Source organism: Kribbella sp. NPDC048915, from assembly GCF_040649595.1.
Lineage (GTDB): Bacteria > Actinomycetota > Actinomycetes > Propionibacteriales > Kribbellaceae > Kribbella.
Window position 1 is genome coordinate 37,760 of sequence record NZ_JBEZFT010000010.1, and the last position, 22,124, is coordinate 59,883.

At 67.7% G+C, this 22,124-nt stretch carries 24 protein-coding genes; 12 read left to right on the forward strand and 12 right to left on the reverse strand.

The window, feature by feature from the left end; genetic code table 11:
- Positions 1–4 precede the first annotated feature (4 nt).
- The 4 genes from AB0B82_RS08135 to AB0B82_RS08150 are packed head-to-tail and all read right to left on the reverse strand — an operon-like array spanning position 5 to position 4,020.
- A complete protein-coding gene (locus AB0B82_RS08135) occupies positions 5–901 on the reverse strand; it encodes a carbohydrate ABC transporter permease (protein ID WP_360163964.1) in 897 nt (298 codons plus the stop codon).
- Positions 898–1,827, reverse strand: coding sequence for a sugar ABC transporter permease (locus AB0B82_RS08140; protein WP_360163965.1), 930 nt, complete (start codon positions 1,825–1,827; stop codon positions 898–900). Before AB0B82_RS08140 ends, AB0B82_RS08135 begins: the two co-directional genes overlap by 4 nt.
- A 4-nt stretch (positions 1,828–1,831) precedes the next feature.
- The gene (locus tag AB0B82_RS08145; protein ID WP_360163967.1) at positions 1,832–3,130 is read right to left on the reverse strand and encodes an extracellular solute-binding protein; all 1,299 of its coding nucleotides are present in this window, start codon (positions 3,128–3,130) and stop codon (positions 1,832–1,834) included.
- Complete coding sequence (locus AB0B82_RS08150; RefSeq protein WP_360163969.1) at positions 3,127–4,020, reverse strand: nucleoside hydrolase; 894 nt, start codon at positions 4,018–4,020, stop codon at positions 3,127–3,129. The genes AB0B82_RS08145 and AB0B82_RS08150 overlap by 4 nt, the downstream gene beginning before the upstream one ends.
- Positions 4,021–4,145: 125 nt before the next feature.
- Here AB0B82_RS08150 and AB0B82_RS08155 point away from each other — a divergent pair, with 125 nt between their 5' ends.
- Entirely contained in the window at positions 4,146–5,540 is a 1,395-nt protein-coding gene (locus AB0B82_RS08155) for an FGGY family carbohydrate kinase (RefSeq protein WP_360163971.1), read from the forward strand.
- 515 nt (positions 5,541–6,055) lie between these two features.
- On the opposite strand, the gene AB0B82_RS08160 is transcribed toward AB0B82_RS08155, so the two are convergent.
- Entirely contained in the window at positions 6,056–6,184 is a 129-nt protein-coding gene (locus tag AB0B82_RS08160) for a hypothetical protein (RefSeq protein ID WP_360163973.1), read from the reverse strand.
- Positions 6,185–6,201: 17 nt separating this feature from the next.
- On the opposite strand from AB0B82_RS08160, the gene AB0B82_RS08165 reads away from it, so the two are divergent.
- From AB0B82_RS08165 to AB0B82_RS08185, 5 genes are all read left to right on the forward strand, one after another.
- Positions 6,202–7,362, forward strand: coding sequence for a Gfo/Idh/MocA family oxidoreductase (locus AB0B82_RS08165; protein WP_360163975.1), 1,161 nt, complete (start codon positions 6,202–6,204; stop codon positions 7,360–7,362).
- The gene (locus AB0B82_RS08170) at positions 7,362–8,516 is read left to right on the forward strand and encodes a dihydrodipicolinate synthase family protein (RefSeq protein WP_360163977.1); all 1,155 of its coding nucleotides are present in this window, start codon (positions 7,362–7,364) and stop codon (positions 8,514–8,516) included. The genes AB0B82_RS08165 and AB0B82_RS08170 overlap by 1 nt, the downstream gene beginning before the upstream one ends.
- A complete protein-coding gene (locus tag AB0B82_RS08175) occupies positions 8,513–9,337 on the forward strand; it encodes a sugar phosphate isomerase/epimerase (RefSeq protein ID WP_360163979.1) in 825 nt (274 codons plus the stop codon). The genes AB0B82_RS08170 and AB0B82_RS08175 overlap by 4 nt, the downstream gene beginning before the upstream one ends.
- 16 nt (positions 9,338–9,353) lie before the next feature.
- A complete protein-coding gene (locus AB0B82_RS08180) occupies positions 9,354–10,109 on the forward strand; it encodes a sugar phosphate isomerase/epimerase (RefSeq protein WP_360163981.1) in 756 nt (251 codons plus the stop codon).
- A 99-nt stretch (positions 10,110–10,208) separates the two neighbouring features.
- The gene (locus tag AB0B82_RS08185; protein ID WP_360163983.1) at positions 10,209–11,648 is read left to right on the forward strand and encodes a diguanylate cyclase; all 1,440 of its coding nucleotides are present in this window, start codon (positions 10,209–10,211) and stop codon (positions 11,646–11,648) included.
- A 3-nt stretch (positions 11,649–11,651) separates the two neighbouring features.
- Here the strand turns inward: AB0B82_RS08185 and AB0B82_RS08190 are convergent, their stop codons facing one another.
- Genes AB0B82_RS08190 through AB0B82_RS08205 form a run of 4 tightly spaced genes read right to left on the reverse strand, consistent with a single transcriptional unit; the run spans position 11,652 to position 14,791 of the window.
- Positions 11,652–12,134, reverse strand: coding sequence for a GNAT family N-acetyltransferase (locus AB0B82_RS08190; RefSeq protein ID WP_360163985.1), 483 nt, complete (start codon positions 12,132–12,134; stop codon positions 11,652–11,654).
- Positions 12,135–12,165: 31 nt separating this feature from the next.
- Entirely contained in the window at positions 12,166–12,387 is a 222-nt protein-coding gene (locus AB0B82_RS08195) for a hypothetical protein (RefSeq protein WP_360163987.1), read from the reverse strand.
- A gap of 47 nt (positions 12,388–12,434) precedes the next feature.
- Positions 12,435–13,244 (reverse strand): polysaccharide lyase family protein, encoded by an 810-nt coding sequence (locus AB0B82_RS08200; protein WP_360163989.1) that lies wholly within the window; start codon positions 13,242–13,244, stop codon positions 12,435–12,437.
- The gene (locus AB0B82_RS08205) at positions 13,241–14,791 is read right to left on the reverse strand and encodes an alkaline phosphatase D family protein (RefSeq protein WP_360163990.1); all 1,551 of its coding nucleotides are present in this window, start codon (positions 14,789–14,791) and stop codon (positions 13,241–13,243) included. Before AB0B82_RS08205 ends, AB0B82_RS08200 begins: the two co-directional genes overlap by 4 nt.
- 141 nt (positions 14,792–14,932) lie before the next feature.
- Between AB0B82_RS08205 and AB0B82_RS08210 the strand changes: the two genes are divergently transcribed.
- On the forward strand, positions 14,933–15,808 hold the full coding sequence (locus AB0B82_RS08210) for an aldo/keto reductase (protein WP_360163992.1): 876 nt from the start codon (positions 14,933–14,935) through the stop codon (positions 15,806–15,808).
- Between the two features lie 52 nt (positions 15,809–15,860).
- Here the strand turns inward: AB0B82_RS08210 and AB0B82_RS08215 are convergent, their stop codons facing one another.
- Positions 15,861–16,346, reverse strand: coding sequence for a hypothetical protein (locus tag AB0B82_RS08215; protein WP_360163994.1), 486 nt, complete (start codon positions 16,344–16,346; stop codon positions 15,861–15,863).
- 144 nt (positions 16,347–16,490) lie between these two features.
- Between AB0B82_RS08215 and AB0B82_RS08220 the strand changes: the two genes are divergently transcribed.
- From AB0B82_RS08220 to AB0B82_RS08230, 3 genes are all read left to right on the forward strand, one after another.
- Positions 16,491–16,850: a tetratricopeptide repeat protein gene (locus AB0B82_RS08220; protein WP_360163996.1), complete on the forward strand. Its 360-nt coding sequence runs from the start codon at positions 16,491–16,493 to the stop codon at positions 16,848–16,850.
- 85 nt (positions 16,851–16,935) lie between these two features.
- A complete protein-coding gene (locus AB0B82_RS08225) occupies positions 16,936–18,069 on the forward strand; it encodes an LLM class flavin-dependent oxidoreductase (protein ID WP_360163998.1) in 1,134 nt (377 codons plus the stop codon).
- The gene (locus tag AB0B82_RS08230; protein WP_360164000.1) at positions 18,066–18,668 is read left to right on the forward strand and encodes an FMN reductase; all 603 of its coding nucleotides are present in this window, start codon (positions 18,066–18,068) and stop codon (positions 18,666–18,668) included. The genes AB0B82_RS08225 and AB0B82_RS08230 overlap by 4 nt, the downstream gene beginning before the upstream one ends.
- On the opposite strand, the gene AB0B82_RS08235 is transcribed toward AB0B82_RS08230, so the two are convergent.
- Positions 18,658–19,431: a TetR/AcrR family transcriptional regulator gene (locus tag AB0B82_RS08235; protein WP_360164002.1), complete on the reverse strand. Its 774-nt coding sequence runs from the start codon at positions 19,429–19,431 to the stop codon at positions 18,658–18,660. The genes AB0B82_RS08230 and AB0B82_RS08235 overlap by 11 nt on opposite strands.
- A 97-nt stretch (positions 19,432–19,528) precedes the next feature.
- On the opposite strand from AB0B82_RS08235, the gene AB0B82_RS08240 reads away from it, so the two are divergent.
- Both AB0B82_RS08240 and AB0B82_RS08245 read left to right on the forward strand, forming a co-directional pair.
- Entirely contained in the window at positions 19,529–20,476 is a 948-nt protein-coding gene (locus tag AB0B82_RS08240; protein WP_360164004.1) for an ATP-binding cassette domain-containing protein, read from the forward strand.
- Positions 20,473–21,267: an ABC transporter permease gene (locus tag AB0B82_RS08245; protein WP_360164006.1), complete on the forward strand. Its 795-nt coding sequence runs from the start codon at positions 20,473–20,475 to the stop codon at positions 21,265–21,267. The genes AB0B82_RS08240 and AB0B82_RS08245 overlap by 4 nt, the downstream gene beginning before the upstream one ends.
- A 42-nt stretch (positions 21,268–21,309) precedes the next feature.
- On the opposite strand, the gene AB0B82_RS08250 is transcribed toward AB0B82_RS08245, so the two are convergent.
- Positions 21,310–22,077: an SDR family NAD(P)-dependent oxidoreductase gene (locus AB0B82_RS08250; protein ID WP_360164008.1), complete on the reverse strand. Its 768-nt coding sequence runs from the start codon at positions 22,075–22,077 to the stop codon at positions 21,310–21,312.
- Positions 22,078–22,124: the final 47 nt, after the last annotated feature.

Genomic DNA, 22,124 nt, shown 5'->3' on the forward strand with positions numbered 1-22,124 from the left:
GCGGTCAGCCCTTGAGCGAGCCGGCGGTGAGGCCGCCGACGATCCAGCGCTGCAGCAGCGTGTAGGCGATCAGGATCGGCACCACGGCGATCAGGATGCCCGCCGCCAGGCCGGTGTTGTTGTTGGCGAACTGGCCTTGGAAGTTCAGCAGGCCGACCGGGATGGTCTTGTTCGCGTCGGAGTTCAGCAGGATCAGCGCGAACAGGAACTCGTTCCAGGTCGCGACCGCGTCCAGGATCGCCACCGTGACCAGGGCCGGTACCGACAGCGGCAGGATCATCGTGAAGAACACCCGCCAGTCTCCGGCACCGTCCACCTTCGCGGCCTCGATGATCTCGTCCGGGATCTGCCGGAAGAACGACTGCAGCACCAGCACCTCGAACGGGATGCCGAAGGCCAGGTACGGCCCGATCAGCCCGAAGATGCTGTCGGTCGCACCGGCCTGCCGCATCATGATGAACACCGGCACGATCGCGATGTAGATCGGGATCGTCAGTCCGAGGAACACCGCGAACATCACGGTCTTGCGGAACTTCATCCGCAGCTTGGCCAGCGCGAACCCGAGCATCGCCGAGATCAGCACCCCGAGCGGCACCTTGATCAGCGCCAGGATCGCGCTGTTCTTGTACGTCGCGGCGAAGTTGCCGATGCCCCACGCGTCCTTGAAGTTCGACCAGGTGAACTGCTCGGGCCAGGAGAGCGGACCGTTGCCGATGAAGTCCGACAGCGGGCGGATCGCGGTGATCACCAGGAGCGCCAGCGGCGAGATCCAGAACAACGCGACTACGAGCAAGACAAAGGTCAGGACCAGCCCGCGGCGCCCCTTCGGCGCCGAGCTACCGGACTCACCGTCAGACTGCGGCGGGGTCGCGGTGACCTGTGCCGGAGCTAATGCCGTCATGAGGCCTCCCTCGTCTGGGAGCGGACGTACGGGATACCCACGGCGATGGCGACCAGGGTGATGACCACTGCGATCGCGGTGCCGTAGCCGGCTTGGTAGTACTGGAAGACGTTGAAGTACATCCACGTTCCCATCACCTGGGTCGACGTACCGGGACCGCCGTACGTCATCGCGTAGATCATGTCGAAGACCTTGAACGAGTCGATCAGCGACAGCGCCAGAACGATGTAGTGCGCCGGCCGCAGACCGGGCATCGTCACGTTCCAGAACTGCTGCCACCGGGTCGCACCGTCGACGGTCGCGGCCTCGTACAGCTCGTTCGGGATCCCCTGCAACGCGGCCAGGTAGAGCAGCATCGGGAACCCGGTGCGCAACCAGATCGCCGGCACCATCACGGCCCACAGCGCGGTCGAGTCCTGGCCGAGCCAGGCGGTCGCGAGTCCGTCCAGTCCGATCATGCGCAGGAACGAGTTGATCGCGCCGTACTGCGGGTTGTACAGCCAGCCCCAGATGCTCGCGATCGACACCAGCGGAAGCACCGCGGGCGTGTAGAAGATCAGCCGCAGGATCGGCTTGCCGTGCACCTTGCCGTTCAGCGCGATCGCCAGCAGCAGACCGATCACCGTCGGGACGGCGATCGTGACCACGGTCCAGATCAGGTTGTTCCGGACCGCGGTCACCACGACCGGGTCCTGCGGCAGCTTCAGGTAGTTGTCCAGCCCGACGAACTCGTACGTCGAGCTCAGACCGTCCCAGTTCGTCAGGCTGAAGAACAGTGAGGACAACGCCGGGTACACCAGGAACGCGACGTACACCACCAGGGCGGGCAAGGCGAACAGCCACGGCGACCAGCGGCCGCCGCGTGAGGGTTTGCCCGCGGCGGGTTTGCCCGCAGCAGGCTTGCCGACAGCAACAGTCGAAGCCATGCGCTCAGCTCTTCGCCCAGGCGGAGATGACTTCCTGCATCTTCTTCGCTGCGGCGTCCGGCGTCATCTTGCCCTGCAGCAGATCACTCTGGACGCTGAAGTACTGGTCGGCCTCCTTCTTCGGGAACGCCTGGTCCTGGATCGTGTAGAACGGGTGGTCGCCGGCCTTGTCGGCCCATTCCGCCGACAGCGGCAGCGCCTTCGGGTCCGGCTCGGCGCCCTTCACCGTGGACGCGGTGATCTGCAGCGCCTTCTGCGACTCCGGCTTGGCGAGGAAGTCGATCAGCTCGGCGGCCTTGTCCGGGTTCCCCGACTTGGCGTTGATCATGTAGCCCTCGACGAAGCCCGAGTGCCGCAGCGGCTCCTTGTCGGTCGGCAGCTCGAAGTTGCCGAAACCGGCCGGGTCCTTCTTGGCCGGCAGGATCGCGCCGGCCTCGGTCCAGGTCCCACAGATCGTGTACGCCGCCTTGCCCTGGACGTACCACGGCTCGGCGTCGGACGGGTCGAGACCGAGGGCGCCCTGCGGCAGCCACTTCTTGTCCTGCCACTTCTTGAACAGCGTGAACGCCTCGACCACCTCGGGCCGGTCCCAGCTCTCGTCACCGGTCAGCAGCTTGTCGTGCAACTCGGGTCCGGCGGTGTGCTCGAGCAGGTATTCGTACAGCCGCATGATGTGCCAGCCGTACTTGCCGCCGGTGCCGAGCGGCGTGACGCCGACCGCGACGAGCTTGTCGTTGACCTCTTCGAGCTCGGCGTACGTCTTCGGCGGTGCGCTCACCCCGGCCTTCGCGAACAGCGACTTGTTGTACCAGGCGCCGAGTCCGAGCGACGTGAACGGCAGACCGGACTTGACGCCCTCGAAGGTCATCCCGTCGATCGCCTGCTTGTTGACCGAGTCGTTCCAGCCGAACTTGTCGTAGTACTTGCTGAGATCCATGGCCTGCTTGGCCTTCGCGAACGGCGCGCCGATCTGACCACCCCAGATCCGCCAGATGTCCGGGCCCTTGCCGCCGAGCAGTTCGGTGCGCAGCTTGTCCGGGTACACCGCGGCCCCCGAACCGGGCAGGCTGTCGACGGTCGTCGTCGTACCGGCCTGCTGGTCGAACTTCTTCACCTGCGCCTTCAGCAGCCCGATCGTCTCGTCGCCCTCGTAGGTGAACAGACGCAGGTTGTTGGACGCGCCCTCGCTGGATCCGCCGCTGCTGGTTGACGTACCACCGCCCGTGCAGGCGGACAGACCGGCGCCGAGCGCGGCGGCGGACGTGAGACCGAGGAAACCCCGGCGGGTGTACGACGTGCTCATGACTCGCTCCTTTGACGGGCAAAACGGCGGATCTTGGCGAACATGTCCTCGAGCAGGAAGCGGACATCGACCTGCTCGCAGACGTGGATGGGGTTGTCGGTGCCGGGCAGGTACCAGCCGTCGACGCCGAAGCGCGGCGCCGGCTGGACCCGCATGTCCCCGCTGCGCGGGAAGAGCATCAGCGCGATCGCGGGCGAGTCGCCGAGGGAGCGGGACTCGATCGGCTCGCCGTGGTGCGTCGCGTTCCACTCGACCAGTTGCTCGATCAGGTACTTGCCGAGCGGGCCGGCGTCGCCGATCTTCTCCTCGAGCTCGGCGTAACTGACCGAGACCTTCGTGTAGACATCACTCGGGACCTGCCACACCGTCATCCCGGATCCGAACACCACGTTGGCCGCGTGGATGTCGTTGGACAGGTTGAACTCGATCCCGGGGTACGTCGTGTACCCCCGGTACCCGCGGCCGCCGATCCAGATCACCACCACGTCGCGGTGCACGATCTCGGGGTCGAGCAGGATCGCCGACGCCATGTCGGTGAGCGGACCGAGGAACGACACGAACAGCGGGTCGTCCTTCGACGCGAGCTTCGACTCCTCGATGATCAGCCGGGCGCCCGGCGAGTCGAGCGGGGTCTGCTCGTCCGGGATGCCGGTCGGCGCGCCGTTCGCGACCGGGACCTTGCCGGTCAGGTCCATCAGGTCCAGCAGCAGGTCGATCTCCGCGCGGGAGTCCTCCATGCTGCGGGCCGACCGGCGGGTACCGAAGTGCGCGGGAATCAGGCCGCGGATGTCGAACGTCGGCGACAACAGTCCGTGCACGATCGCGAACTGGTCGTCGGCCTCGTTCTTGGCGTCGGTGTTGATGATCACCCGGCGTCTGCTCGGCTTCACGCGCTCTCCTTCTGCTGCAGAATACTGGCTGTGAATAGATATTCAGTAGTGCATAGCCTGTCGGCATGAGTGTCACCATGCCGCTAGAGTCACGTCAAGAGCTCAGTTGAAACTTGGAGGGGCCGATGGTCCACGCCGTACTCGCGATCGACCAGGGCACGACCAACTCCAAAGCCGTTCTGGTGACCTCGTCGGGCTCCGTGCTGGCGAGCGGGGCGGCGCCGGTCGGTCTGTCCACGCCGCGACCGGGATGGGTCGAGCAGGACGCCGAGAATCTCTGGCAGAGCGTGCTGTCCGCGATTTCTTCGTGTCTTGCTGCGGTTGACAACGTGGACATCGTCGGCGTGGCACTGTCGACGCAGCGTGAATCGGTGGTGGGGTGGGACACCTCCGGCGCGGCCGTGGGGCCGGTGCTCGGCTGGCAGGACGTCCGGACAAGTGATTGGTGTGCACAACTGCCTGCTTCGGTCGATTCGTTGGCGCGGCAACGTACCGGGTTGCGGGTGGACCCGATGTTCTCCGCACCGAAGATGCGATGGCTGCTGGATCGCGCTCCCGGCGCCGTGGTCGGCACTGTGGATTCTTGGTTGGTCCATCGACTGACTGGTTGCCAGGAGCATCTTATTGAGGCCGGCAACGCGTCCCGGACCTTGCTGTACGACGTGGTTGCGCTGGACTGGTCACCCGAGTTGCTCGAGGCGTTCGGCGTACCGCGGTCCGCCTTGCCCGACGTACGGCCGTCCGATGGTGGCTTCGGCGTGACGAAAGGCGTGCCGGGGTTGGCGGACGGGATTCCGCTGGTTGCGGTACTCGCGGACTCGCATGCCGCTCTGTACGGGCAGGGATGTACGTCGTCGGGGATGGTGAAGGCGACCTACGGGACCGGGTCGTCGGTGATGACGCCGGTGGACGGTTTCGTACCGGAAGGGTGCACGCTGGCGTGGCTGACCTCGCAGCCGGTCTACGCACTGGAAGGCAACATCGTGTCGTCCGGCGCCGCGCTCGCCTGGACCGCGGATCTCCTCGGGCTGCCGGACGTCGGGGCGTTGATGTCGCTGGCCGAAACGGTCCCGTCGGCGGAAGGCGTCGTCCTGGTGCCGGCCTTCGCCGGACTCGGCGCCCCGCACTGGGACCGTGAAGCGCGCGCCGCACTCACCGGGATGAGCAGCTCCACCACCCGCGCCCACATCGCCCGCGCCGCCGTCGACGCCGTCGCCCACCAGATCTGCGACATCACCGACACCATTCCCACCCCCCTCACCACCCTTCGCGCCGACGGCGGCGCCACCGTCTCCGACCTCCTCATGCAAATCCAGGCCGACCTCCTGGGCCGCCCGGTCGAAGCCGCCGACATCCCCGAAATCTCCGCCCTGGGCGCCGCCGAACTCGCCTGGACCACCCTCGGCACCACCACCGCGTGGTCCCGATCCCGCGCGTACCGCACCTACCACCCCCGCCCCACCGCCCCCACCCACCGGCAAACCTGGCAAGAAGCCCTGGCCAAAACCCGCACCCACTGACCCCCAACCCAGACGCTCACGCCCGCCCCCAGCCATCCGCCCGGCCCAACGCGCCGAACAACGCGGCGCGCCGAAGTGGCGAGGTGGCGAGGTGGCCCGAGTTGGTCCGAGGTGGCAGTGAGGTGGCGAGGTGGCCTCGGCTGGCGGGACTTTCCACCGCTGGCCTCGTACAACCCACCAGCGATCAAACAACCCGCCAGTGGACCTCGGGTCCTGGGGCCGCGCCACCCGCAGGTGGGGACTGTTCGCCGGAGCGCTGGTGCGCGGACACGGGGTGTGATCGGGGGTGTGCGTTGGAGATCGCTTTCCATTGCAGGTTGACTCGGGGTGAGCGCCCACCTATGGTTGCGGTCACGGGGCTTGGAAAGCCCTTTCCAAGCCCGGAGGGGAGGCGACATGTGCAAGTTCGAGTCAGGACCTGGCATGGCGCTGCCGAGCGGGCCGGGCTCGCTGCCGGGTGGGTTGATGCCGCACGGGATCGGGATTTCCGCTGACCAGACCTTGAACACGAAGGGTTACGTCGAGACCCCACCGAGGCCGGTACGGCGCCGTGCCTGGAATCCGCCGTACTCCACCGACTTCCGAACCCCACCGAGTTCGGCCGGCACGGCATGTGCGGCCGCCTCGACGTTGATGACACTCAAGCGTGAGAGGTAAGACCGTGAACGAGCGACGCATCGGCATCGTGATGAACGGCGTCACCGGCCGGATGGGCCTGCGCCAGCACCTCGAGCGTTCCATCGTGGCAATCCGCGAGCAGGGCGGACTGCCCGCCGCGGACGGCACGATGATCATTCCGGAACCGATTCTGGTCGGCCGCAACGAACTCAAGCTGCGCCGGATCGCCGAGCAGTACGGACTGGAACGCTGGACCACCGACCTGGCCGAGGCGCTCGCCGAGCCGGATGTGGAGATCTACTTCGACTCCCAGCTCACCCAGCTGCGCGAGAAGGGCGTCCGCGCCGCGGTCGAGGCCGGCAAGGCGATCTACTGCGAGAAGCCGATCGCCGAGAGCCTGGACGCGGCCGTCGACCTGGCGAAGCTGGTGCTCGACTCCGGGCTGAAGAACGGCGTCGTGATGGACAAGCTGTCGCTGCCCGGTCTGCGCAAGCTGAAGCGGCTGGTCGACGGCGGGTTCTTCGGCCGGATCCTCTCGGTCCGCGGCGAATTCGGGTACTGGGTCTTCGAGGGTGACTGGCAGGAGGCGCAGCGGCCGTCCTGGAACTACAAGTCCGAAGAGGGCGGCGGCATCATCCTCGACATGTTCTGCCACTGGCGGTACGTGCTCGACCAGACGTTCGGCGAGGTCAAGTCCGTGTACTGCCAGGGCGCGACGCACATCCCGACCCGGGTCGACGAGAAGGGCGAGTCGTACGCGGCGACCGCCGACGACGCGGCGTACGGCGTGTTCGAGCTGGACGGCGGGATCATCGCCCAGCTGAACTCGTCGTGGGCCACCCGGGTGTTCCGGGACGAACTGGTCGAGTTCCATGTCGACGGGACCGAGGGGTCCGCGGTCGCCGGACTGCGCAACTGCCGCGTCCAGCACCGCTCCGTGACGCCGAAGCCGGTGTGGAATCCGGACATCCCGGTGACCGAGAAGTTCCGCGACCAGTGGGCGACCGTGCCGGACAACGAGCCGATGGACAACGGCTTCAAGGTGCAGTGGGAGATGTTCCTGCGGCACGTGGTCGACGACGCGCCGTTCACCTGGGACTTCGCCGAGGCCGCGAAGGGCGTCCAGCTCGCCGAGCTCGGCCTGAAGTCGTGGCACGAGGGCCGCAAGCTCGACGTGCCGGCGCTGGAGCTGAAGGCGAACTGATGGAGCTTTCCCTTCCTGCCTTTGGTTCCACGGGCCTGGAGCCGTACCGCCTCACCGGTGAGCCTGTTGCCCAGGGCACCTACTCGCCCGCGACGTCGCGGCTTGCCTTCGCCGCCGCGCATGTCGTCGCCGATCCACTGGCGGACAACTCGCCCGGTGCGCCGGCTGTCATCGACTGGGAGCACACGCTGGAGTTCCGGCGGCACCTGTGGTCACTCGGCCTGTCGGTCGCCGAGGCGATGGACACCGCGCAGCGCGGAATGGGTCTGGACTGGAAGGCCACCCAGGAGCTGATCCGCCGGTCCGCGGCCGAGGCGCCGGACGGCCGGATCGCCGTCGGTGTGGGCACGGACCAACTGCCGCCGAGCGACCCGCAACTCGATGCAGTGACCGCGGCCTACGAGGAGCAGCTCGCAGTCGCCGAGGAGGTGGGCGCGCAGCCGATCCTGATGGCCAGCCGGGCCTTGTGCGCCGCAGCCGAATCGCCGGACGACTACCGCAAGGTCTACGACCGGCTGCTGAACCAGTCGTCTCGCCCGGTGATCCTGCACTGGCTGGGATCGATGTTCGATCCGGCGCTGGAAGGCTACTGGGGCAGTACGTCGCTGGACGCCGCCGCCGACACCGTGGTGGAGTTGATCAACGACAACGTCGCGAAGGTCGACGGTATCAAGGTCTCGCTCCTCGACGCCGATCGTGAAGTTGCCCTGCGCAACCGGCTGCCCGAGGGCGTCCGGCTGTACACCGGTGACGACTTCAACTACCCCGAGCTGATTCGCGGCGACAACGCACGGCACAGCGACGCGCTGCTCGGGATCTTCGCAGCGATCGCCCCGGCCGCGGCCACCGCCCTGAAGGCCTTGGACGACGGTGACCTGGAGACCTACGAGAAGGTCTTCGCGCCGACCGTACCGCTGGCCCGGCACATCTTCTCCACGCCGACGTACTACTACAAGACAGGTATCGCGTTCCTGTCCTGGCTGAACGGTTTCCAGCCCGGTTTCACGATGGTCGGCGGGCTGCAGACCGGGCGGTCGCTGCCGCACCTCGCGGAGACTTTCCGGCTCGCGGACCAGGCCGGCGTACTGACGAACCCGACGCTCGCCGTGGACCGATTCCGGCAGCTGCTGCGGGTCAGCGGGATCGACGCATGAGCGACCTCAGCCGCTACAGCCTCAACCAGGCGACCACGAAGTACTGGCCGCTCGAGGATGTCGTCGCGGCGAGCGCGAACGCCGGTCTGCAGTGGATCGGTCTGTGGCGCGAACCGATCCAGGAGTACGGCGTCGAGAAGGCGGCGAAGCTGGTCGCCGACGCCGGGCTGAAGGTCTCTTCGCTGTGCCGCAGCGGGTTCTTCACTTCGACCGACGCCGCCGAACGGAAGGCGAAGATCGAGGACAACCGGCGCGCCGTCGACGAGGCCGCGACCGTCGGTACGTCGGTGCTCGTGCTGGTCAGCGGTGGGCTGCCGCCCGGATCACGTGATCTCGACGGGGCGCGCGCGATGGTCCGCGACGGGCTCGCCGAGCTGGCGCCGTACGCCGCTGAACGCGGTGTCACGCTCGCGGTCGAGGCGCTGCACCCGATGTTCTGCTCGGATCGCTGCGTGGTGTCGTCGCTCGGCGGTGCGCTCGATCTCGCGGAGCAGTTCCCGGCGTCGCAGGTCGGGGTGATCGTCGACGCGTACCACCTGTGGTGGGACGCGGACATTTATCGGCAGATCGAGCGAGCCGGCGAGCGGATCGTGTCGTACCAGGTCAGCGACTGGGTGGTTCCGTTGCCCGCCGACACGTTGCTCGGCCGGGGAATGATGGGCGACGGCTCGATCGAGTTGCGCCGGCTGCGCGCGGCCTGCGACGCAGCCGGGTACGACGGTCCGATCGAGGTCGAGATCTTCAACCAGGAGCTGTGGGACGCGCCGGGTCAAGAGGTCTTCGACCTGGCGCTGGCAAGGTACACCGAACACGTCAGCTGACGAAGGAGTTACCTGTATGACTGACCGGACCATTCCCGCCGACGGTATCGGGATGCACCTGTACACGATGCGCGACGTGCTCGCCGAGGACTACCCGGGCACGCTGAAGCGGCTCGCCGGCATCGGGTACTGCACGGTGGGGGTGAGCGGGCGGTTCGACCACAGTGCCGAGGAGATCCGCGGCTTCGCCGACGACGCGGGCCTGTCGATCGTGCTCGAGCACGTCGGGTACCCGCGGTTGAGCGACGACTGGGCCGGTGCGCTGGCCGACGTCCAGACGCTCGGCGCGCAGTGGGCGGTCGTACCGTCGATCCCGTCCGAACTGCACTCGGTCGAGGGCTTCAAGACCGCGGCGGCCGCGTTCACCGAGGCCGGGAAGGTCGCGCGGGACGCCGGGCTGAAGCTGCTCTTCCACAACCACGGCCGGGACTTCGACAAGGTCGACGGCACCGTGCTGTACGACATCCTGCTCGACGTGGATCCGGAACTGCTCGGTTTCGAACTCGACCTGTACTGGGCGGTCGACGGCGGGCACGACCCGGCGAAGCTGTTCCAGGAGCACCCCGGCCGGTTCCCGGCGCTGCACGTCAAGGACATGGCCGAGGACGGCTCGTGGGAGGACGTCGGCGCGGGCAGGCTGGACTTCGCGGCGATGTTCGCGCACGCCGAGGCCGGCGGGGTCGAGCAGTACCTGGTCGAGCACGACAAGCCGGTGGACGCGTGGCAGTCGGCCGAGCGCAGCTATCGCGGGCTGACCGAACTGCGGTACTGAGCAGTTCCGCGTTCCTGACCCGCATGACAGCGAAGGCTTAACCGGGTCAGCTGTGGATACGGCTGCTCACGCCCGGTGAAATCGGCATATTCTCAACGGGTGCAGAGCGAGCCAACGGTCAGGCTGTCTGCCGTCCGGCGCCTCTACGAGGTGAGTGCGCGGATGGGGGCGGGGCGCAGCCTGGCCGAGACCCTGCAGGCGGTCGTCGACGGGGTGGTCAACGGGCTCGGCTTCGGGATCGCCGTGCTGAACCTGCGGCACCCCGACGGGAAGTTCGAGGTGATCGCGGTCGCCGGTTCGCCCGAGGCGCGGCAGGCGCTGCTCGGGAAGGTAAGCGCGGCCGACCTTTTCGACGCCGAGTTCGCGATCGCGGACGAGTGGGGCAAGCTCCGCTTCGTCCCCCACGAGCGGCTGCCCGAAGGAGAGGTCAGCGGCTGGGTCCCCGACGTACCGGTGTCCGACGCGCCGGACGCCTGGCATCCGTTGGACGCGCTGTTCGCGCCGTTGTATTCGTCGGCGGGCGAGCTGGTCGGAATGCTGTCGGTCGATTTGCCGGAAGATCAGCGTCGTCCCGGTCCCATTCACCGTGAATTGCTGGAGATTTTTGCCACTCAGGCCGGGCTGGCGATCGACAAGGCTCGTTTGACCGACCAACTTCTTGCGGAGAAGACTCGGCTGGAGGCCAGTGAGGCGACGTTCCGGCTGGTCTTCGAAGGTGCTGGGAACGGGATGGCCACCGTCGCCTTCGACGGGCCTGACGGCGGCCGGTTCCGACGGGTCAACAATGCCTTTTGCCGGATCACCGGGTATGCGCCGGATCAGTTGGTGGGAATGCGGCTCGTCAGCTTTCTCCGCGACGAGGAGCCTGACTCCACCCGGTCCCAGCTGGAGGAAGTTGCTGCGCGCAACGGTACGTATCAGTTCGAGCGGGTGTTCACCCAGCCCAGTGGTCAGGCGATCTGGCTTGGGGGTACGGCCTCACTCGTCGAGCAGGGTGCTGGGCAACCGCGGATCCTGCTCGTGCAGATCGACGATGTGACGGCTCGAAAGGACGCTGAGCGGGAGCTTCGGCATCACGCCGCCCACGATCCGTTGACCGGGCTACCGAATCGGCGGTTGTTGCAGCATCGGTTCGCCAAGGTTCTGGAGCAGACGCGGGCGACCGGGCGGACCGGGGCTTTGCTTTTCTGCGACCTGAACCATTTCAAGCTCGTCAACGACAGTTACGGTCATGAGGCCGGGGATCGTGCGTTGCGGGAGATCGCGGAGCGGTTGACCTCGGCCGTGCGGCACGGCGACACCGTGGCGCGCCTCGGCGGCGACGAATTCGCCGTACTCGCCGAAGACATCGCCGGCGAAGACCTCGCCGCGCTTATTACCCGCTTGGAGACCGCGGTCAGCCGCCCGCTGCCCAACATCGCCGTCGAGGTCACCACCAGCGTCGGCACGGTCCCCATCACCCCCACCTCCACCGACCTCGACACCCTCCTCCACCAGGCCGACCAGGCGATGTACACCGCCAAGAACCGCCGCCTCTAGCGCTCAGGCGCCCAGGTTTGTGAGGGCTTCGTCGGTGAGGCGGTAGGTGGTCCATTCGTCTTGGGGGGTGGCACCGAGGGACTTGTAGAAGTCGATCGCGGGGGTGTTCCAGTTCAGGACGGACCACTCGAGGCGTTCGTAGTTGTTCTGTACGCACTCCTGAGCGAGAGCCGTCAGCAGCGCCTTGCCCAGACCGGTCCCGCGGGCGTCGGGCCGGACGAACAGGTCTTCGAGGTAGATCCCGTGCACGCCGCGCCAGGTGGAGAAGCTGAGGAACCACAGCGCACACCCGACCACTTCGCCCTCGTGCTCAGCCACATGGCAGAACACCGCCGGCGTCTCGCCGAACAACGCCGCCGTCAGCTGCGAGGCGGTCAGGTGGCACTCCTCCGGAGCACGCTCGTACGCCGCCAGCGCATGCACCAGCTCCACGATCACCGGAACGTCCTCGACGCGTGCCCGCCGGATCCTCTCGTCCTTCGTCATGGCCCAATCCTCCACCAGGCGAAGCTCGGGATCAGTCGCTGGTGACCTTCGACAGCGTGCGGCGGATGTATTCGGCGGTGTCGATGCGGCCGAGTTCACGGTCGACGAGGTTGGACACGTCCTCGCGGTCGGGCTCCCAGTTCTCCAGGCGGTTGTTCGCCAGCGCGTCGCTGACCCGTTGTTTCTGCTCGTCGTCGAGCTGTTCGAACAGTTCCGGCCACCGCTGTGCGTAGCGGCACGGTTCGTACGGCATGGTGTGACTCCCCGGTAGCGAGCAATTCGGGCCAGCCTAGCGAACCGTCACCGGCGGGCGAAGATCCCGAGCGCGTCGTAGGCGATCCAGGAGCCTGTGTCCTTGAACAGTTCGAGGACGTTGACTCCGGACCGGAACAGCGCCTTCGGCAACGGCATCTCGACGTACGACGGTTTCAGCGGCGACCCCGGATAGGTACTGTCGGCAATCGTCGAACCCTTGGTCGCACCATTGGCGAACGCAACTCGCCCGACCTCGACACCGTTCACCGACAGCACCGCCGACGCCGCGAGGCTGGCATGACTGTCGATCAGCCAGAGCGCGAGGTCAAGATCCTGCGACGGCGCGGCGGAGAGTTCGAAGCGGAACGTCGCCCGGTGGTTCTTCGAGCCGGCCCACTTGTCGGCCGGCCCCGGGAGCAGGTACGACCAGTCGGCGGACGGTGTCGACGTCCCGAACGTGTAGTCGACGTCCGACGGGAACCGGGTCGGATACTCGGCGTACCCCTTCGGCGACAGGGCGAGCTCGGAGCCCTTACCGTCGAACACACCGACAGTCGCGACCGGCGTACCGGAGATCGTCACCGATGTCAGGTTGGCCACACCAGCGGCGGCGGACGATCCCGATCGGTTGCCCGCGGCATCCACCGTGACGACGGAGTACGACCGCGTGACCCCGTCGAACCCGAGACCGCGATGGACAAAATGCGGATAGACGGTCTTGCCAACGAGTTCACCGTCGGCGTAGACGGCGTAGTGGTCGACGACGGTTGCCCACGACACCGGCTTCCAGTCGAGGGTGACGATGCGGATGCCGCCGGTGCCGTGCAGGCCGGTGATGGCGGGTGGGCGCGTCACAATTCCTCCAGGCGGGGGTCGGTGGCGGGCGTGCGGAAGCGGGCCAGGACGTTCGGCTGCGCGTTCGCGTCGGCCTGGATGTACGGGAAGTTCACGAACTCGGTGGTGAGCTCGGTGCGGGTCATCGTGCTGTACACGTAGCCCCGCCGCGCGTTGTAGAGCTTGATGTTCGGGTGCTGCAGCCAGTCCTTCGCGTAGGAGTCGGTGTCGACGCCGTCGCCGTTCGAACCGACCGAGGAGCACACCAGCTCGACGCCGACCGTGCGGGCGTCGAGTTGGAGCTCCGAGGCCACGTGCCGGTGAATGTCTCCGGTGAGCATCACCGACGTCCCGGCGGCGCGCATCGCCTCGAGGACGCGGCGCCGGTTCGCCGGGTACCCGTCCCACTGTTCGGTGCGATCGTCGGTCACCGGCGTCAGTACGACACCGCCCGCGAGGATGTTCCACGGCGTCCGCGACGTGCGCAGACCGTCGTACAGCCAGGTCTCCTGCTCGCTACCCATGATCGTTCGCTGCTCGGACACGCGGTCGGCCTCGTCGACCGGCAGCGGATCGCGGTACTGACGGGTGTCGAGGAGATGCACGCGGGCCAGCGAGCCGACGTCGTACCTCCGGTAGATGCGCCCGTCCGGACCTTGCGGGAGGCTGTCGAGGGCGAGCGGGGCGTTCTCGTAGTACGCGCGGTATGCGACGGCGCGGCGATGGACGAAGAGCTCGGGCGGTACGCCGTACAGCGAGTTGGCGGCGCCGTAGTTGTTCTGTACCTCGTGGTCGTCCCAGACCATGAACCACGGCGCGGCGGCATGCGCCGCCTGGAGATCGGGTTCGCTCTTGAACAGGCCGTAGCGCAGCCGGTACTGCTCGAGCGTCTCGATCTCGACACCGTGCTCCGGCCCGACCGTGACACCCTCGCGCCAGAGGTTGTCACCGGCAACGATCCCGTACTCGTAGATGTAGTCGCCGAGGAAGAAGACCGCGTCCGGAGCGCGCCGGGCGATGTCGCGATGCGCGGTGAAGTAGCCGTGGTACCACGCCTGACAGGACGCGGTCGCGAACGTGAAGCGATCGCCCACCGTCGGCAACGTCCTGGTGCGGCCGACCGGACTCACCTGGGTGCCGATGCGGAACCGGTAGAAGTACTCGCGCCCCGGCCGAAGGCCGCGCACTTCCGGATGGACGGCGTGCGCGAGCTCGGGCGAGGCGATCGCGAGCCCACGCCGTACGACGCGGCGGAACTGACTGTCCTCGGCGACCTCGTACTGCACCGGAACGTCATGTTTCGGCATTCCGCCGTGGCCGTCGGTAGCAAGGGGTTCCGGCGCGAGACGGGTCCACAGTACGAACCCGTCGGAGCGGGGATCGCCCGACGCGACCCCGAGGCCGAAAGCGTTGTCCGGGAGCGGATGGGCAGGGGTGGCATCGGCGGCCGGCGGCGCGGAGATACCGAGCGTGACCGAGGCGGCGCTGAGGCCGGTGAGCTGTAGGAAGGTACGACGGGACGGCACGGGCGGGCTCCGTTCCTGAGGCAGGATCATGAGATCCGCCATATTCTTACGTAAGGAGGCTGCGTTACGTAAGACCTTGACCGCGCCTTACCGGGCCCTCGACAGGCATTCAGCACTGGCATCGCTGAATCCCTGCGCAGATCTGTGTTGGATTTCGCAGTCCGCGCGCGGGATTTTGGATACATGGCAGCAGACACGAACACAACCCGCCGGATCGGTGACGTCGAGGTGTCCGCGATCGGTCTCGGCGGCATGCCGATGTCGATCGAGGGCCGCCCCGACGAGGACCGGTCCATCGCGACCATCCACGCCGCGCTGGACGCCGGCATCACCCTGATCGACACCGCGGACGCGTACCACCTGACCGCGACCGACGTCGGTCACAACGAGAGCCTGATCGCCAAGGCGCTGGCGTCGTACGGCGGCGACACCTCGAACGTGCTGGTCGCGACCAAGGGCGGCCACCTGCGCCCCGGCGACGGCAGCTGGACGCTCGACGGCTCTCCGAAGCACATCGCCGAGGCCTGCGAGGCCTCGCTGAAGCGGCTCGGCGTCGACGCGATCGGGCTGTACCAGTTCCACCGGCCGGACCCGAAGGTCCCGTACGCGGAGTCGATCGGCGCGATCCGCGACCTGCTCGACGCGGGCAAGATCCGGCTGGCCGGCATCTCCAACGCGAACCCGGAGCAGATCACGCAGGCCAACGAGATCCTCGGCGGCCGACTGGTCTCGGTGCAGAACCAGTTCTCCCCGGCGTTCCGCTCCAGCGAGCCCGAGCTCGAGCTGTGCGACGAGCTCGGTATCGCGTTCCTGCCCTGGTCCCCGCTCGGCGGCATCTCCCGCGCCGGTGACCTCGGCAGCCAGCACCCCGCGTTCCACGAGCTGGCCGCGGAGCTCGGCATCTCCCCTCAGCGCCTCACCCTGGCCTGGATGCTCGCCAAGTCGCCGTACGTCATCCCGATCCCCGGCTCCAGCCGCCCGGAAACGATCCGCGACTCCTACGCCGCGGTCGACCTGACCCTCACCCCCGACCAGGTCGCAACCCTCGATGCCGCCTGACCCAAACCTGCGCCGCCCCGGGCACCGTGGTGGGTGCCCGGGGCGCAGTGGGTCAGCAGAGGTCGAGGCGGTTGAACTCGTAGGTTGCGTAGTCGGGGATCGTGTGGATCGTGGTGTCCGCAGGGACCAAGACGCTGTACCTGGGACCCCAGAAGTGGACCTTGGCGTTGTTCGTCTGATGGTTGCGGACGGCCAGGGCGTTGATGAAGTTCGAGAGCGAGCGGGTGTCGCACTTGAACAGGTGGAAGACGCTGTGCCTGCCGTCGCCTTGACCGACCGACACACAGGCGATTCCTCGTGCCAGTGAGCAGGCGACCAGCTCCGCGTTCCGGTCGGCGCTCGCCACGTTCCGTCGGACCCATTCACCCGAGAACAACGGGTAGATCTGTGGCGTCCAGGCAGCCGGGCCGACTGTCGCGTCCGGTGCCGGCGGCGCTGCGTGTGCCTGTGTCTGTGCCGCCAGCGGAATCAGGACCGCCGTGGCGATCAGCGACAGGATCATCGCGGTCGTGCGTTGTCTGATGCGGTGCACATTCATGTGAACCCCCAAGTAGTTGCAGGCTGATATGTCACCGGCATCACATCAGCCGTCACTTTCAGTCCGCTTTCAACGTCGAGCCGGGCCTCACGAGCCGACCGGCATACTGCGGGATCCAGGGGCGTTGAGAGTCGTATGGAAGACATGCGGGCGCTCAGTTACGGGCTTGGGCAGCAGTACTTCGAGGAGCGGGACTACCGGGGTGCGATCCGGGCGTTGCGGCCGGTGGTGGAGGAGACGCCGGAGGATGTCGGGACGCGGTTGTTGCTGGCGCGGGCCTACTATCACGCGGCGTTGCTGAAGCCCGCCGAGGAGCATCTGCTCGAGGTGATCCGGCGTGAGCCGACCGAGTACTACGCGCACTTGATGCTGGCGCGGACGCTCGAGCGGCAGTCGCGCGCCGACGAGGCCGGCAAGCACCGGCGGATCGCCGCCGCCCTCACCGGCGACGAGTCGTTCCTCGACACCGCTACCGTCCGTACAACAACGGAAGCCCCTGAGTGACCACAGCCGGCGGAATGCTCGGCGAGCCGTCGCTGTTGGAGCAAGTAGAGTAGTTTAACAGTGAACTACTGATCGAGGAGGACGGATGCAGTTCGGCGTGTTCACTGTCGGGGACGTGACCGAGGACCCGACCACCGGGACCACGGTGTCCGAGCACGAGCGGATCAAGAACATGGTCCGGATCGCGCTGAAGGCCGAAGAAGTCGGGCTGGACGTGTTCGCCCAAGGGGAGCACCACAACCCGCCGTTCGTGCCGTCGTCGCCGACGACGCAACTGGCGTACGTCGCAGCGCAGACGTCGAAGATCATCCTGTCCACCTCGACGACGCTGATCACCACCAACGACCCGGTGAAGATCGCCGAGGACTACGCGATGCTGCAGCACCTGGCCGACGGCCGGGTGGACCTGATGATGGGTCGCGGCAACACCGGCCCGGTGTACCCCTGGTTCGGCCAGGACATCCGCAACGGCATCGCCCTCGCCATCGAGAACTACGCGCTGCTGCGCCGCCTCTGGCGTGAGGACGTCGTCGACTGGGAGGGCAAGTTCCGGACGCCACTGCAGGGCTTCACGGCGACGCCGCGGCCGCTGGACGGCGTGCCGCCGTTCGTGTGGCACGGGTCGATCCGGTCACCCGAGATCGCCGAGCAGGCGGCGTACTACGGTGACGGCTTCTTCCACAACAACATCTTCTGGCCGATGTCGCACACCAAGCGGATGGTCCAGCTGTACCGGCAGCGCTTCGAGCACTACGGCCACGGCGCCGCGGACCAGGCGATCGTCGGACTCGGCGGTCAGGTCTTCATGCGGAAGAACTCGCAGGACGCGATGCGGGAGTTCCGGCCGTACTTCGACAACGCGCCGGTGTACGGACACGGGCCGTCGCTGGAGGATTTCAGCCGCGAGACGCCGCTGACCGTGGGCAGTCCGCAGCAGGTCATCGAGCGGACGCTGACGTTCCGCGAGCACGTCGGCGACTACCAGCGGCAACTGTTCCTGATCGACCACGCCGGCCTGCCGCTCAAGACCGTACTGGAGCAGCTGGACATCCTCGGCGAGGAGGTCGTTCCGGTGCTGCGCAAGGAGTTTGCCGCCCTGAAGCCGGCCCATGTCCCGGACGCGCCGACCCACGCCGCACTGAAGGCCGCGGCCGAGCGGGCGCGCGCGCTGGAGACCGTCGACGAACCGATCGAGGCCGTGCAGAGGACGACCCGATGAGCGAGAAGGTCATCGCCGTCGTGACGGCCGGGCTGACGACGCCGTCGTCGTCCCGGCTGCTCGCCGACCAGCTGGCCGCGGCGGTTCGGGACGAGCTGTCCGCACGCGGGATCGAGTCTCGGATCGAGTTCATCGAAGTCCGCGACCACGCCCACGATCTGACGAACAACCTGCTCACCGGCTTCCCGTCGGCCGCGCTGCGCGAGGTCCTCGACACGGTGACGAGCGCGGACGCCCTGATCGTGGTGAGCCCGACGTTCAGCGCGTCGTACTCGGGTCTGTTCAAGATGTTCTTCGACGTACTCGACGACCAGGCACTGGCCGGCAAGCCGGTGCTGCTGGGCGCGACCGGTGGCACCGAGCGGCACTCGCTGGTGCTGGAGTTCGCCCTGCGGCCGCTGTTCGCCTACCTGAAGGCGCTGCCGGTCCCCACCGGGGTGTACGCCGCCTCGACCGACTGGGGTCCGAACGCGGCCGGCCTGCGCCCGCGGATCGCACAGGCGGCCGGCGAGCTCGTGGCGGCGCTGGAGCACGAAACGCCGACCCAGGCCGACCCGTTCACCAACCCGACCTCGTTCGAGGACCTGCTCAACGGGTAGCGCCACGCTCGGAGATCAGCAAGGCGATCCCGTCGAGGATCCGCTCCAGGCCGAACGTCAAGGCGTGCGCCGGGTCGATCACCGACTGGAAGTGTTCGCCGACCGACGTGCCGACCCGGGACGCGACCGGGAAATGCGTCCCGGCCATCACCGTGTTCAGGGTCGGCGCGATCTGCCGCCACCACTCCTCGTCCGACAGCCCGGAGTCGCGCTGGACGCGGAGCTGCTCCGCGCCGGCGCGCGCCGTGCCCTGGACGTGGGTGAGCACGAGCGTCAAGGCCGAATCCATCTCGACGTCGGTCAGCCCCAGCCCGTCCAGCGGCCGCAACTCGATGTCGTACTTGCGCGTGATGTTCGGCCCGAGCGCCGTCCGCATCGTCGGCACCTCGTGGATCCACGGGTGCGCGACGAACACGTCCCAGTTGCGCCGCGCGATGAACTCCAGCGCACCACGCCAGTCCCCGCCTTGCCGTAGCGGCTCGTCCGCGTCGGCGTACAGCTCGCCGTACACCTGGTCAAACATCAGGTCGGTCAGCTCACCCTTGCCGGGGACGTGCGTGTAGAGCGACATCGTGCCGACCTTCAGCCGGTCGGCGACCATCCGCATCGAGAGCGCGTCGAGCCCGGACGCGTCCGCGAGCTCGATCGCCGCGTCGACGATCGCGCGCACCGTCAGACCGGAGCGGCCGGCTTTGGTGTGACTGCCCCAGAGCAGCGCCAGACTGCGCGCCGGATCGGGCACCGCCGCCTTCCTACCCGCCACTCGAAACCTTCCTCCGCGCCTCGCCGTCGGCTGCATCCTACCCGAGCCGTACAATGTACGGTACATTCTACGGCTCAACCCGAGCGAGAGGTGGGAAGTGACTGCGGAACGAGTGATCGAGGCCGTCGACGTCCGGAAGAACTACCGGGGCGGTACGGAGGGTGCGGGGCTGAACGGCTTCGACCTGGAGGTCACGGCCGGCACGGTGACGGGTCTGCTCGGCCCGAACGGCGCCGGCAAAACGACGGCGGTGCGGATCCTGTCCACGCTGCTGCAGATGGATTCCGGTACGGCGACGATCGCGGGGTACGACGTCAGCCGGCAAGGAGCGGAGGTACGACGGCGGATCGGACTGGTCGGGCAGTACGCCGCGGTGGACGAGATCCTCACCGGGCGGCAGAACCTGGTGCTGTTCGGGCGGCTCAACCACCTGGGCCACGCGGCGGCGGTGCGGAAGGCGGACGAGCTGCTCGAGCGGTTCAGCCTGACCGAGGCGGCAGGCCAGGCGGTGAGCAAGTACTCCGGCGGCATGCGCCGGCGGCTCGACCTGGCCGCGAGCCTGATCGTCGCGCCGCGGGTGTTGTTCGTGGACGAGCCGACGACCGGGCTGGATCCGGCCGGTCGGCTCGAGGTGTGGTCCGCCGTACGGCAGTTGGTCGACGGCGGTACGACGGTGTTGCTGACGACGCAGTACCTGGAGGAGGCGGATCAACTGGCTAACCGGATCTCGATGCTCAAGGCGGGCAAGGTGGTCGCGGAAGGAACGCCCGACCAGCTGAAGACGGAACTCGGATCGGACTGGCTGGATCTCGTCCTCGCGGATCCGGCTGAGGTGCCGCGGGTGGTCCAACTGGCCGCGCGCCTGGCCGACGGAGAGGTCCGCGTGCAGGACGTCAAGGTCAGCGTGCCGGTGAAGGACCGGACCAAGGCGCTCGTGCAGATGGCAAACTCGTTGCACGAGGCAAACATCGAACCGGAGGACATCACGTTACGGCGACCGACCCTCGACGAAGTGTTCCTGCAACTGACCGGGGCGGCAGCATGAACGGGCTCGGCTGGGCGCTCGCGGACAGCTGGACGATCGCGCGGCGGACGTTGACGCACTGGCGGATGCAGCCGGGCCTCGTGCTGTTCCAGTGGTTCTTCCCGGTGCTGATGCTGTTGATGTTCGGCGGGTTGCTCGGCGGCGCGATGCAGACGCCGGCGGATTCGTCGTACTACGAGTTGCTGGTGCCCGGGATCTTCGCGCTGGCGATGCTGTTCGGGTTGGAGGGCACGATGACCGCGGTGACGACGGATGTCTCGAAGGGGGTGACCGATCGGTTCCGGTCGCTGCCGATGAGTTCGACAGCGGTGGTGCTCGGCCGCTGTATCGCGGACATGCTCGACTCGGTGGTGACGCTGGCCGTGCTCGTCGCCACCGGGCTCGTGCTCGGCTGGCGGTGGCACGAAGGGATGCCGGCCGCGCTGGCCGCGTTCGGATTGCTGTTGCTGCTGCGGTTTGCGTTGCTGTGGGTGGGGATCTTCATCGGCCTGTCGGTGAGGAATGCACAGAGCGTGACGATGGTGCAGGTGCTGGTCTGGCCGGTCGGCTTCCTGTCCAGCGCGTTCGTCGCGACGTCCACGATGCCGGACTGGCTGGGCACGATCGCCCAGTGGAACCCGTTGTCGGCCACGGCCACCGCGTCGAGGAATCTCTTCGGCAACCCGGACCCGTCGGCGACTGCCACCTGGATCGGCAATCACGCGGAGCTGGCCGCGATCCTCGGCCCGCTGCTGCTGGTCGCGGTGTTCCTGCCGCTGTCGGCACACCGTTTCCGCACGCTGTCGCGGTAGATCCGTGGAGGGCTGCCCGATCGGGCAGCCCTCCACCGGGCGTCACGGCGTCAGCTGGCCGCCGTTGACCTCGATGATCTGACCGGTGACGTACGACGCCATCCGCTCGGAGGCGAGGAACAAAATGGTGCCGACACACTCGTGCGGCGTGCCGGTGCGACCCATCGGAATGCCGGCGAGCATGGCCTGCATCTGGGCGTCGGCGGTGTGCCGCTCGTGGAACGGAGTCTTGATCACGCCCGGGGCGATCGCGTTCACCCGGATCCCCTCGGGCGCCAGTTCCTTGGCCAGGCCGCGGGTGAAGGTGCTGACCGCGCCCTTCGACGTGGCGTAGACGACCGACCCGCCGGCGCCGCCGGTGCGCGCGGCGATCGAGGTGACGTTCACGATCGACCCGCCGCCCTGTCCGCGGAACACCGGCACGATCCGCCGGCTGAGCGCGAACACCGAGGTCAGGTTGACGTCCAGGATCCGGTGGAACTCCTCGTCGGTGACGTCCGCGATCGCCGACCGGTTGACCAGGTCACCGGCGTTGTTCACGAGGACGTCGATCCGCCCGTGCTGGGCGAGTACCTCGTCGACGAACGCGCCCGCCGCGGCCGGGTCGGCCAGATCCGCCTGGTGCAGGGTCGCCGTACCGCCCGCGGTCTGCACTGCGCCGACCGTGTGCTTCGCACCCTCCTCATTGCGGTGGTAATGCAGCGCGACCGTCGCCCCGGTCTCCGCGAAGCCGACTGCGGCCGCGGCCCCGATCCCGCTGCTGGCCCCGGTGACCACCACGACCTGATCCCTGAAATCCAGATATGCCATGCGCCCTATCCTCTCCCGCCGGGCCGTGGGTCTGCGCGGGGGAACGC